We start from the raw sequence: 12,481 nt of genomic DNA on the forward strand, positions 1-12,481 counted from the left end.
AATTAATATCATTATTATAAGCTAAAAAGACAGTTAAAGGTTTAATTTATTCAACCTTTAACCGTCTAATAATTTAATGGACTTTTTCAGTGCCCTCCGAGCAGCACCGAGGATACCCATCATTTCTCCGTGGAAAGCGAGTATCCTGAAGCGAAAATAAGTTGTAAGAATCTATAACAAAAATATTATTGCAAAATTCTAATTTTATAGTAAAATTAATTTTATTCAGATAAATGCATAGGAGGTAAGTATGGGAGCAATCGAGAAAGTCAGCAGATTTGCAGGTAAGACATTTACATTTTGGGTGATTATTGTAGCGGTATTAGCCTATATGTATCCTGGAAACTTTAAATGGTTGGGGGGCTATGTTGTTCCGTTACTAGGAATTGTAATGTTTGGGATGGGGCTTACCCTTTCAGCAGCAGATTTTAAAGAAGTATTTCGCAGGCCGAAAGAGGTTGCTTTAGGAGTTGTAGGACATTTTATTATTATGCCGCTACTGGCGTTTTTATTGGCAGTAGGGTTACATTTGCCGAAAGAAGTGGCAGTAGGGGTTATACTTGTTGGCTGTTGTCCGAGCGGTACTTCCTCCAATGTAATGGTGTTTCTGGCAAGGGGGAACGTAGCATTAGCCGTTTCGATTGCATCGGTTTCTACAATTCTTGCACCAATCTTTACTCCTTTGCTTATTTTTCTATTAGCTAGTAAATGGGTACATATTAGCGTCGGTTCATTGTTCTTATCTATCGTTCAAGTAATTATCGTTCCATTATGTCTTGGATTTCTAATTAAAAAGTTTTTTGGCAAGCAAGCTGCTGCGAGTACGAAAGCAATGCCGCTCGTATCTGTTATTGCAATTGTATTGATCGTATCAGGAGTTGTAGCAGGTGCTCAAGCACAAATTGCCAAAACAGGCTTACTTATTTTTGCCGTTGTAATCCTCCATAATATTCTTGGTTATTGTCTCGGCTTTTTCTTTTCACGTTTATTTGGAATGGACTTATCTAAGCAAAAAGCAGTTGCAATGGAAGTTGGAATGCAAAATTCTGGATTAGGAGTAGCAATTGCCTCTACAAGCTTTTCACCATTAGCAGCTGTTCCAAGTGCTATTTTTAGTGTATGGCATAATATTTCAGGATCCATTCTCGCTTTTATTTTTAGCAAAATTGATGACAAACATAAAGAAGAAAAGGATAAGGATAAAAAATTGGCAGGATAATTGTTAGCAACTTTTAAAGTAACTAGTTTCAATAACGCAGAGTGCAGACGAACCCCCAATGAATCTATGGGGGTTTGTCCTGTTTTTTAGCCTTCGGACTCGAGTGTTAGCTTTGGAAAACTGTCTATTTAACATAGAAGACTGCAAGCAAACTATTGATATAGTATTTTAAAATAAAATATAGTACTTTCGTTATGGATACACAGATTCATATTTTATTTTAATCTTTGGCAAACGGTCATATCGCTTTTTGTATTATTTCCCTTAAAACAAATGTTTTTCTTCATCTAGCGAATTGACTAGATAAAAGCAAAAATAGGTCAAAAACATCAATAAATTACTTCAACATAGGCTTTCTTTTTTGGTGGGTTATCTTTTTTTAGGGAATGGGGAAAATTTCCTAATATACAAGACTAATTTTCAATTATAATATAGAAAGTAGTGGTAAAGGTAGGAAGTCGGTGAAATAAATTGGATGTCATGGAACTTGGATATGATCAAGAAAAAGATAAACTACTTCATGAAATTGATCAATTAAAAATAGAAAATGAGAAGTTGAAATCAGAACTAAGTACTACGAAAGAAATTAGCAAGTATCTTAATGAAAGCGAGCAACGGTTCGAGCAGTTGTTTAATAATATTTCTGATGCTGTTTATTATTTGAAAATAGATAAGGAAGGGGTTTCGGGGAATTTTATTGAGGTTAATAAGATTGCTTATAAAAGATTAGGCTATACCCGTGAAGAGATGTTAAACATGTCTCCCTTTGATATCGATTATCATGAAAGAGAAGAGCTTATACAAATATTAGAAAGCATCATGAGCACTGAAACACTCATATTCGAAACGATGCATGTTTGCAAAGATGGTACGCTTATTCCGGTTGAAATTAAAACCCATAATGTAGTCATGGATGGTGAAACATTTACATTGTCGGTTTGCAGGGATATTTCAGAAAGAAAGCAAGCCGAAAGGGTTATACGAGATACGAAAAAACAATATCAAAGATTAGTAGAATCTTCAACAAACGGGATTGCTGTTTTACAAGATGATAAATGGGTTTTTGCAAACGAAGCGGCATTAAAGTTGTTTGGCGCTCATACTAAAGATCAATTACTTGGAAAAAGTATATACGATATGCTTTATCCAGAGTTCATAGAGAAATATAAAATTCTTACTAAGTTTGGAGGGAAACATGCGAGATTAAATAGCACCTGGAAAAACTTAGACGGAAGAGAGATTCATACAGAAATTGTTTCAATTCCAATTATTTTTAGAGATAGAGTCGCAAAGCAACTCATTATTCAAGATGTAACAGAACGTAAACAAGCAGAGGATTTAATGATTCAAGCGGAAAAGATGAATGTTGTCGGTCAGCTTGCGGCTGGGATTGCACACGAGATAAGAAATCCGTTAACCTCATTAAAGGGATTTGTACAGCTCTTTCGCTCAGGAACAGTTCCTAATGATAAATTTCTTAACATTATGGAGAGCGAATTAGAGAGGATCGATGTTATTTCTAGTGAGTTTCTTACACTTGCCAAACCGTATAATGTAGATTTTTCTCCTGTTGATATACAAGAGCTTTTGAAAAATGTTATCGCCCTATTAGGTACGGAGGCTTCTAAGCAACGTATTTCTATTGATACAAGCTTTTTAAATGAAACAATTATTGTAGATGGAGTAAACGCAGAATTAAAAAAAGTGTTTATTAATCTTATCAAAAATGCGATTGAAGTTATGCCTGACGGGGGAACTATTAAAATTATTGTCGAGAATAGCGAAGAGGCCGTTGATATTTCTATTCAAGATCATGGCATAGGGATGACAGATGAACAGTTAAGGCGTCTAGGAGAACCATTTTTTACGACGAAAGAAACAGGAACGGGATTAGGGTTAATGGTTACATATAAGATTATTGATCATCATCATGGTGAAATGAAGGTGAAAAGCAAATTGAATGAAGGGACAACCTTTACTGTGCGCCTACCTGTAATAACATAAGGCACAGTATATTTGGGTTTTCCGCTGATTTTGTTTAATGGATGAAAGGAGAATGAGGGCTTTAACGACGATGTTAGAGTCCTTTCTATAGTCATTTTGGTAAATTGATCATGTCAGTAAATGTTGGATAATCATTACTCATTTTCATAAATAATGGTGAAAGTATAGGATCTGAGCTTTATTACGATCAGGCTATTTTCTTCATTTTTCAAAGCAATTAAAATGAATACATGGTCTCTTTTCATATATATCCACAACTTGTATAATGCAAGTTGTATCAAGAAAGTTTGGAGTCCAATAGCAAGGAGGAGAAGCATGCAGAAATCTATTTTTCACTGTTTATAAGTAATTATTCATATTCGTATGTCTTAAAAATGTTCTTTATGCACGACCATTTCGAAAAAGAAAGAAGGAAAAGGATGTGGCGAAGTATACAATCGTTGATAGAGAAACATGTATCGCGTGCGGATCTTGTGAGGCCGTGGCACCGGATATTTATGGGTATGATGACGAAGGGATTTCCTTTGTCTTGCTAGATGATAATAAAGGTACTGAAGCTGTTCCTGATGAGTTCATAGATGATATCGTTGATGCTTTTGAAGGATGTCCTTCAGAGTCTATAAAAATTGCAGATCGTCCTTTCAATGGCAACCCGCATGCATTTGAATAGAATCTCCATACATTTTAAATAGGTAAAAGAGAATATGATTAAAATTTTCAATATTACAAATATTTTCTGAACTGGAAAGTCGGCGCAAATCTTATACTTAATTTTTTTAATCATCTAAAAATAAACTAGATGATAAATGCTGTCCAAATGAAAGGGGAATTTATGATGACAAAAATGAAAGTAGTTAATCTTGCCTCGGTTACTTTTATGAAGGAATTGGATACTTTGGAGAAAAAGTTAAATCCTTTTCCAATATACGAGGAATTTCGTAAACATAGCCCCGTTCGTTATGATCAAGAAAGAAATTGTTGGGATATATTTCTATATGAGGATGTCGATTACGTTCTTAAACATTATGAATTATTTTCTTCCGAACAGCAGCGATTAATTAGAAGAGATAACATGTTACGAATGGACCCACCCCGTCATAAACAATTGCGCGATCTTGTCAACAAAGGATTCACACCCCGTGCGATTAAGGAGCTGGCACCACGGATTCAGGAAATAACTGAGCAATTAATAAGTAATGTATTGGACCAAGGCGAAATGAAGATGATTGATGACATGGCGATGCCTCTGCCAGTCATTGTCATTGCCGATTTATTGGGAGTACCGGCTGAAGACCGAGAAAAGTTCAAAGTATGGTCTGATATACTAGTAAAAGGTGTGGAAGATCCTCAGCCGGAAGTTTATGAAGCGGTAAAACGTGAGCAGGAAGATGTTCACCAGCAATTAAAAGAATATTTGTCTTACATCCTAGAACGGCGACGTTTTCATCCTCAAGATGATATTATTTCATCATTGCTTTCGGCCGAAATTGACGGAAATAAACTGACAGAAACAGAAATTTTAGATTTCAGTATTCTGTTATTAGCTGCCGGCAATGAAACAACCACTAATTTGATTACCAATGGTGTTCGTTTAATGACAGAGATACCCGACATTCAAAGACAAGCGAAGAGTGATCTTTCTTTAATCCCTTCAATGGTAGAAGAAGTACTCCGCTATTATTCACCGGTTCAAGCTCCATCAAGGATTGCAAAGCAAGATATTGAGCTGCAAGGCGAGTCAATAAAAAAAGGTGATATTGTCGTAGCATGGGTTGGCTCAGCAAATCGTGACGAAGCAAAGTTCCCTGCTGCAAATACTTTTCAAATTGATCGAAAGCCAAATCAACATTTGAGCTTTGGAAAGGGCATTCATTTTTGCTTAGGTGCACCGCTTGCGCGTTTAGAAGCACAGATCGCGTTTGAAAAAATGTTTACTCATTTTACCAATATTCGTTTGAAAGAAGCGGCACAAATTAAAAGAACACCTGCCCCGCAAATGTTCGGAGTAGTTGAGTTCCCGATTACATTTTCTTTGTAAAATATTTAGAGGGTGAGGCCCCCTGAACGTCCGCGGAAAGCGAACCTCTGAAGCTGCTTTCCCTGCTGCCTTTTTTGTACGTAAGAAAGCCTTTTTTAATTTCCTCTTTACCTGACAAGTAATCTTCGATATAATTTTAATTGATAATGATTATCAATATCAAAAAAGTGCAGGTGAAGCTTAAATGGGAAATCTATTAAGAAAGTCTGTCGAACTTAAAAAATCACAACTAATCCATAAATTATTAGATTTAGGTGTTTATAAAAAATATGATAAACAGCTATATGAGCTGCCGCTAACAGTTTTAGAAAAAGAGTATCAGGTAATGAAAGGCGTTCAAAATAATTAAATACTGAAAGGGATAATGCCGCATGTTGCATTTGAAAAATCAATCATTTCAAACATTGATAGATGAGAATCGGCAACAAATATTGGGGAATAAAGAGGAAATAGAACAGATTTATAAGCGAGTAGACCAGAAGGCGATGCTGAATGATAAACGCGACGCTAACAGTCCAGCTCGCAATTAATATTTGGAAAAGGCTGGGATAAAACTCAAAAGTGGTTAGCTCAAGACGAACATTGCACAAATCAGTTCCAGAAATATACGTAGCCGCCTGCGGAAAGCGAAGTATATTGCCAGAACGGGGTTGGAGCGCAATATTCGAGTTGTCTTTAGCTAACATGCTTTTGTCCCAGCTTCCGGACTGTAGACAATCTTCCTGGAAATTAAGTTTGTTTACAGCTTTTTGTTTTAAACTATTTAATGCCGTTTTTATACATAAAACTATAAAACTAACAGGTACGATACAGCCATACAATATGAAAAAAATGTTAAATTTTGTCGAAAAAAGTAAATAAATTTCTTGAAAAGGCAGGTATTACTATTATAATGAGAATAGGACTTCAAAAAATGAATACGAAAAGGGCAAATTCATTGAAAAATGAAGACGCAAAGCTATAGGGACTAACGTGTTGCCAACACTATGTCAGCCAGTTACCGATTATATGATGAAATGAGACACTTATCGGTATAGGTATGTCTCTTTTTTTATGATTAAATAGGCGGTGTCTTCGTATTTGAATTCAGCCCCTTCAATTAAGGAGAGGACAGAAGACGATGGCACAATTTCAAGTTGATCATAAGAATAAGGCATTTATTATTACTTTAGGCGGATTTGCAGAAACTGAGAAGGCTTCTAACTTTGTAGCGGATCTAAAGAAGGAAGTTGCAAAAATTCAAGTCAATCAGTTCACCTTGATCGTTGATTCGGCTAAATTAAGAACGTTTAAAACCGAGATTTTACCAGTTTTAGAAACGAGCTATGGTCTATATATGAGTTTAGGATTTAAAAATATTTTAATGGTTAAACCGGAAAGTGTCACACCACGATTGCAGCTTAAAAGGATTGCAAAGAAAGTGAATTTTTCCGGAGAATTTATTGATAGTTTACAAGAAGCATTGAATGTTTCAATGCATAGTTAAAGTTATTTAAAGATGAATGTTGCATGATGAAACATAAGGAGATTAAAAAATGTCAACAAATGTCATTTTAAAAGAAGTATCTGTGTACCATCCAAAAAAGGTTATGAATAATGACTATTACGTTACACATTTTCAGCGTCAAGGCAATGATATCGGCCGTTTGCTTGACGCTCTTGGCCGCGAGAATCGTTATGTTGCAGATTATAAAACAGAAACGACTTTAACGATGGCGATTGCAGCTTCAAAACAAGTTTTAGAAGAAAGCAGTTTATCGGGAAAAGATTTAGATATGATTGTGTTTGTATCTGGAACACCTGAATATTTTTGGCCCCCTAATGCTGTTGCGATCCATCAGGCTTTACAAGGGAAAGAAGAGGTTATTGTGTACGATATGAATGTTGCCTGTGTTGGAATGGTTGTTGCTGTCGAACAAGTTAGCCGTAATATGCTAGCAAATCCAAATATCCAACGTGCTTTAATTGTCGGCTCAGAGCAGATGCATCGCTATGCAAATGAAGAGGATGCCGTAACATATGCAAGCTTTGGAGACGGAGCTGCTGCAGTCATTTTAGAAAAAAATCAAACAGACAACAGCGGATTTATTGATTCTGCTTATAAAGTAAATACTGAATCGATAGATAAAATTACATTTCCAGCATGCGGCGTTTCGAATATGTTTAATGCAAACATTGCTGATCGGGATAAGAAAATTAAATGGGAAAATGTGAATAATGATAATGCTTTTATGTCTACTGTAGAACTGATTGAAAAGTTACTGAAGCGTAATCACGTCTCAACGAATGAGGTACAAGCTTTTTGTTTTTCACAGCTATCAAGGAAAAATATATATAAAGTAAAAGAAACGTTTAATGAGGATATTAAGAAGTTTCCAATTGTCGGCACTGATTATGGCTATACAGGCTCCGCTAGTCCTTTTATGGCGTTTGAGCGTGCAGTACGCACAGGTCAGGTTAAAAAAGGAGATTATGTCATCTTTTGGTCAGTGGGGGCAGGTACGGCAGCTTGTGCAATGCTATATAAATATTAAAGAGGGTTATTTTTAAGGGGGGGCGTCAGATGAAAATAAAAGGGATTACGTCAGGTACATTTAAAACATATGTATTACCATCTATAATCATCAGTGTTTTTTTGTTAACAAGTCTTTTAACGAAAAATGAATATGTAAAGCTATGGATCATCATCATTGGCGTAATTGCATTGATTGTATTAGGCTTATGGTCATCGATTCGTTTAACGGCTAGAGTAGCAAAAATGAAACAATATGTGCAAGATTTAGAATCCGGAAATTTTGCGAATATCGCTAAAATAAAAAGTAATGATGATTTCGGTACGATTTTCGAGTCATTTCATAAGGCGACTAACCATATTCGAGAGCTCGTTGGGGAATTAAAGAAAGGCATATATGATGTAGATTCTAACTCCGATGAATTATCGGCAACGATGACAGAACTTATTTACATAATGGAAGATGTAAAGGAAACAACAAATGAGATGGCGCACGGTTCATTAGAATTGAGTGCTACTACTCAACAAATCAGTGCATCAATAGAACAAATTGAATCTGGAACGAAAACATTAGCTGAAAAAGCAAATGAAGGAGAGCATATCGTTCAAGAAATTAAAGTGCGGGCAACGCAAGTGAGAGAAGATGCAAAATCGGCGGCTATTTCATCTCATAATATGTATACTGAAAAGGCAGAAAAAATTATGCACTCGATCCAACAAGCGAAAGTAGTGGATGAAATTAAACTATTGGCAGATACGATCGGAAACATTGCAAATCAGACGAATCTCTTAGCTTTAAATGCTTCAATAGAGGCAGCGAGGGCAGGTGAAGCAGGCAAAGGTTTTTCAGTTGTTGCGGAAGAAATTAGAAAGTTAGCTGAGCAATCTTCAAAATCTGTTGATAATATTCGTGAAATCACCCATCAAGTTCAACAGGCATTTTCAAACTTGACTGCCAACTCTAAAGAAATATTAGACTATGTTGATACGAAGGTACAACCTGACTATGAAAAATTAGTGAAAATCGGTGTTCAGTACGAAAAAGATGCGGAATTTATTAATCAAATGTCAAATGAAATTGCCCAAGCAACGACAGAGATGGCAAGTGCGATTGAGGAAGTAAATATGGCAATTCAAAATGTATCTGCTACAAGTCAGCAATCAGCTGCTGGAACAGATGAAATTTTAAATAATATATCAGAAGTTTCCTTAGCTATTAAAGAGACAGCAGATATGGTTCAAGCTCAACATCAATTAGCCATGAACATTAATGCAAAAACAACTCAATTTCAATTATAAGTTGAAATATTCGAGAAACGGAAATGCACCTCAAATTTGGGGTGCATTTCCTATTTGTTCTACATCATTTTTCCTGATTTTTGAAACTTAAATTAGAACAATACGTATTATTAGATATAAAATGATAGCAGATGAGGAGATAGACATTGATACATTTCATTAATGAATTGATCGTTTTAGTTTTGACCTTTCTTACTTTAGTAGGTATAGGGGCTCTTTGGCTTAAAATTAAAGATAAAATAAAAGAAATGATAAAATAAGTCATTATACTAATAGTCAAAAATATTTTGCATCTTATTTTAATCATTGTTATGCTATCCTTGTAATGCAATATAGTTGCATTATGTTTTTTTGGATAACTGTGTTGTTTTGCAATATAGTTGCGAAGGAGGAAATATATTTGTCTTCAACCCAGATTTTAAAAGGGATTCTAGAAGGGTGTTTGTTATCCATTATTGCGAAGAAAGAAACATACGGTTACGAAATGATGGAAAAATTATCCGAATATGGGTTTACTATGGTGAGTGAAGGGAGCATTTACCCGTTATTATTGCGAATGAGAAAAGAGGGGCTTGTCACTACGAGCCAACATAAGATTTCATCAGGCGGCCCAAGGAGAAAATATTATTCTCTTACGGAGAAGGGTCAGAAAGAATTGCTGCAGTTTAAAGAACATTGGGAAGTCATTTCAAATAGTGTAGCTCGATTATTGGAACAGGGGGGATGAAGAATGAAGTTGTCAGTGAAAAGCCAAGATTTTCTAGAGCGTTTAAGACTTTACTTAATTTCAAGCGGGAAAAATGAAAAAGAAGTTAAGGAATTAGTGGAGGAGTTAGAGGATCATTTATATGAGGCTGAGAAACAAGGAAAAAATATAGGTGAAATCATTGGCAAGTCTCCAAAAGACTATATGGAACAATTAGCGAATGAAATGTCTTTTGATCTTATTGGGTTTTTAAAGTATGTTCCGATTATTATTTTTGGTGCCTTAGCCTATATGATTATGGATGATGCACTGAAAGGAAATTTGGCGTACTCCATTTTACAATTAAGCGGGTATCCTGTTCTATTCATCCTTTTAATGCTGATTATCGCATTCTCATTTAGAAGACTTGCGGCTACAAAAATGTCTAGAATAAAAGAAATGTTGATTATTATTCTTCTTGCGTTTATGCAAATTGCCGTCTTTATTGGGTTCATCTATGTAAATAAAGTTGTTGAAACACCAATGATTTATTTCGGGACGATCGGAAAAATCGTTATGATTATTCTTTCGCTTATTTTTTTCATTACGGTTTCTTTTTGGATTAAAGCGTGGTTTCCAATTATGATTCTAATCATACTAATAGTACCAGAAATGATCATTCGGGCAACAAATTTGCAGGAAAGTACCAAACTTTTCATGACAAGCATCAGCATGCCAATTTGTTTTGGCATTTACTCAGTCATTACAATCATTGATAGCAGAAAGAAAAAGAATAAACATCATTCTATTTCCTAGTATTCAATAAACATAGCAATTCATTCAATGTCAGCCTTAATAAAGCTTAAAAAAAGAGAGTACATAGGCATCTCTTTTTTATAAGCCTTATATCAATAAATTAGACCGAAATTTATTGATAAATGGTCAGTAATGCTAAAAGAATAAAAAGAATTGCTTTTTAAATGTCAGCTAGTTCATAGGAGCGCAATGTTTTCTTTAATTGAACTTGTGGGGTTCCTTCTTTTTTTGCCTTTTGCATTTCTCTATGCTCTTGAACATGTTCTTCACGGGAAATCCATGCTTTAAAGTTTTCTTCAGATTCCCATTTTGTAACGATTGCATACTCAATACGATCACGATGTTTTTTTCTCCAAATTTCTGTTGAAAGAATGCCTTCAGCATGTGCATTCTCAGCTTTCGTTTTTTTACATTTAGCGATTAATCTATCCTCATTTTCTTTACTTCCTTCAAAACTAGCATGCATAATAAACATTCTCTTTACCTCCTGCATTTGATGACATCATTATAACAGATATTGATAATCATTATCAATTTTGTGTAAAGGAGATTTTATTAGATATATAGAATGAGGATTGGTGATTTTACAGGGAGTTTCCCGTGGATAAACAGGTGAACGTTTTGACTCGGCCTATTACTGAAGCAGAATTTCCTGAATAACTGTATATCTTTCATCATGCTCATATATTCTTGAAGAGAAAACATAAGCAAAAACCTATAAAGTAAAGATTCTTACGATAAACTTTTATCACTTGGTGATTGAACGCAAGGGGCGACACTCCTGCGGGAACTTGCGACGAGGAGGCTTTCCAAACTTCCCGAGGAAAGCGAGCCCCTATAGCAGAAATCATACCTGAAATTTTAAAAAATAAATATTTGCCTGACTGCAAATCTTTTAAAGAGGATTCTGCTCTGTTAATGAATATTTTTGGTTGCTATCTAGAGGCATCAACTGAAACGATCATAATGTATCCGCAGATGATGGATTTTTACTGTATTTGTTTAACATAATCCTCGAAAATCGCTGGTTCATCGTGAAATGGTGCAATGCATTCAATTGCGTTTTCCGTAAAAGGATGAATCAAATTAAGTTTACGAGCGTGGAGAGCTTGTCTTTGAAAAATTGTTTTTCCGCCGTACAATGTATCTCCAGCAATTGGGTGACCAATAGAGCTCATATGCACTCGGATTTGATGTGTTCTCCCAGTATCGAGCGTACATTCAACTAGTGATAATTGTTGCTTATGAAATTGCTGTTTAACGGCATAATTTGTTTTCGCAGCCTGCCCTGTTTTAGAAACCCTTCTTCTAGTCGGATGATGGCGGTCACGTCCAATTGGTTGTGTGATTACACCTGAAAGCGGGTGGGGTGTTCCATGAACAAGTGCCCAATATGTTCTTTTAATTTCTCGCTTATTCAGCAAATGATCGAGAATTGCATGACCCCATGCATGTTTTGCAAATAGCACTGCTCCAGTTGTATCGTGATCAAGTCGGTGTACATGGCGGACTCTGCATGCTTCACCATTTTGTTGATAATGAAAGGCAATTGCATTTGCTAATGTGTTTGTTTGTCCTTCTACGTTTGGATGAGTATCCATTCCTGCAGGTTTATTGGCAACGAGCAAATGCTCATCCTCATAGAGAATCTCAACCGGATGATATTCAGGAACTACTCCAAAATCTTCTTCTTTAAAAATGGCAATGGAAAAAAGATCATGAGCTTTCAATGGCTTGTTCCAGCTGAGATTTTCCCCATTAATTTGTACAGCCTTATCCATTCTAAATTGGTGCAACATTTTCTTTGGGGTAGACCAATGTTCTTTTAAAATCGTTTCAATCGTCATTCCATTCAACTTATTTGGTAGTTCAAATTCAAATAGATTTCCATTTTTTTTTGCTTTCATC

The 12,481-nt window shown here is 35.4% G+C and carries 13 protein-coding genes and 1 riboswitch; of the genes, 11 read left to right on the forward strand and 2 right to left on the reverse strand.

Annotation, left to right across the window (positions count from 1 at the left end):
* Window positions 1–250: 250 nt before the first annotated feature.
* The 11 genes from G4D61_RS14895 to G4D61_RS14945 all read left to right on the forward strand — a co-directional run bounded on the left by G4D61_RS14895 (window position 251) and on the right by G4D61_RS14945 (window position 10,573).
* A complete protein-coding gene (locus G4D61_RS14895; RefSeq protein ID WP_025729471.1) occupies window positions 251–1,219 on the forward strand; it encodes a bile acid:sodium symporter family protein in 969 nt (322 codons plus the stop codon).
* A 480-nt stretch (window positions 1,220–1,699) separates the two neighbouring features.
* A complete protein-coding gene (locus G4D61_RS14900) occupies window positions 1,700–3,223 on the forward strand; it encodes a PAS domain S-box protein (RefSeq protein ID WP_161783364.1) in 1,524 nt (507 codons plus the stop codon).
* A 421-nt stretch (window positions 3,224–3,644) separates the two neighbouring features.
* Window positions 3,645–3,893 (forward strand): ferredoxin, encoded by a 249-nt coding sequence (locus G4D61_RS14905; protein ID WP_025729475.1) that lies wholly within the window; start codon window positions 3,645–3,647, stop codon window positions 3,891–3,893.
* A 165-nt stretch (window positions 3,894–4,058) separates the two neighbouring features.
* Window positions 4,059–5,261, forward strand: a complete 1,203-nt coding sequence (locus G4D61_RS14910; RefSeq protein WP_235929379.1) for a cytochrome P450 — start codon at window positions 4,059–4,061, stop codon at window positions 5,259–5,261.
* Between the two features lie 184 nt (window positions 5,262–5,445).
* Complete coding sequence (locus G4D61_RS14915) at window positions 5,446–5,610, forward strand: Fur-regulated basic protein FbpA (RefSeq protein ID WP_035348760.1); 165 nt, start codon at window positions 5,446–5,448, stop codon at window positions 5,608–5,610.
* A gap of 22 nt (window positions 5,611–5,632) precedes the next feature.
* Entirely contained in the window at window positions 5,633–5,791 is a 159-nt protein-coding gene (locus tag G4D61_RS14920; RefSeq protein WP_081750033.1) for an FbpB family small basic protein, read from the forward strand.
* A 387-nt stretch (window positions 5,792–6,178) separates the two neighbouring features.
* Window positions 6,179–6,266: riboswitch (cyclic di-GMP riboswitch) on the forward strand.
* Window positions 6,267–6,381: 115 nt separating this feature from the next.
* Complete coding sequence (locus tag G4D61_RS14925; RefSeq protein WP_025729479.1) at window positions 6,382–6,747, forward strand: hypothetical protein; 366 nt, start codon at window positions 6,382–6,384, stop codon at window positions 6,745–6,747.
* 49 nt (window positions 6,748–6,796) lie between these two features.
* A complete protein-coding gene (locus tag G4D61_RS14930) occupies window positions 6,797–7,795 on the forward strand; it encodes a 3-oxoacyl-[acyl-carrier-protein] synthase III C-terminal domain-containing protein (protein ID WP_025729481.1) in 999 nt (332 codons plus the stop codon).
* A 29-nt stretch (window positions 7,796–7,824) separates the two neighbouring features.
* Window positions 7,825–9,072: a methyl-accepting chemotaxis protein gene (locus G4D61_RS14935; RefSeq protein ID WP_025729482.1), complete on the forward strand. Its 1,248-nt coding sequence runs from the start codon at window positions 7,825–7,827 to the stop codon at window positions 9,070–9,072.
* A 400-nt stretch (window positions 9,073–9,472) separates the two neighbouring features.
* Window positions 9,473–9,799 carry a PadR family transcriptional regulator gene (locus G4D61_RS14940; RefSeq protein WP_025729483.1) on the forward strand — a complete coding sequence of 109 codons (327 nt, stop codon included), beginning with the start codon at window positions 9,473–9,475 and terminating at the stop codon, window positions 9,797–9,799.
* Between the two features lie 3 nt (window positions 9,800–9,802).
* Complete coding sequence (locus G4D61_RS14945; protein WP_025729485.1) at window positions 9,803–10,573, forward strand: HAAS domain-containing protein; 771 nt, start codon at window positions 9,803–9,805, stop codon at window positions 10,571–10,573.
* A gap of 160 nt (window positions 10,574–10,733) precedes the next feature.
* On the opposite strand, the gene G4D61_RS14950 is transcribed toward G4D61_RS14945, so the two are convergent.
* The gene (locus tag G4D61_RS14950) at window positions 10,734–11,048 is read right to left on the reverse strand and encodes an antibiotic biosynthesis monooxygenase family protein (RefSeq protein WP_035348762.1); all 315 of its coding nucleotides are present in this window, start codon (window positions 11,046–11,048) and stop codon (window positions 10,734–10,736) included.
* Between the two features lie 514 nt (window positions 11,049–11,562).
* Complete coding sequence (locus tag G4D61_RS14955; protein ID WP_163174244.1) at window positions 11,563–12,480, reverse strand: RluA family pseudouridine synthase; 918 nt, start codon at window positions 12,478–12,480, stop codon at window positions 11,563–11,565.
* Window position 12,481: the final 1 nt, after the last annotated feature.

This window comes from Heyndrickxia ginsengihumi (genome assembly GCF_011008565.1).
GTDB classification, from domain to species: Bacteria; Bacillota; Bacilli; order Bacillales; family Bacillaceae_C; genus Weizmannia; species Weizmannia ginsengihumi.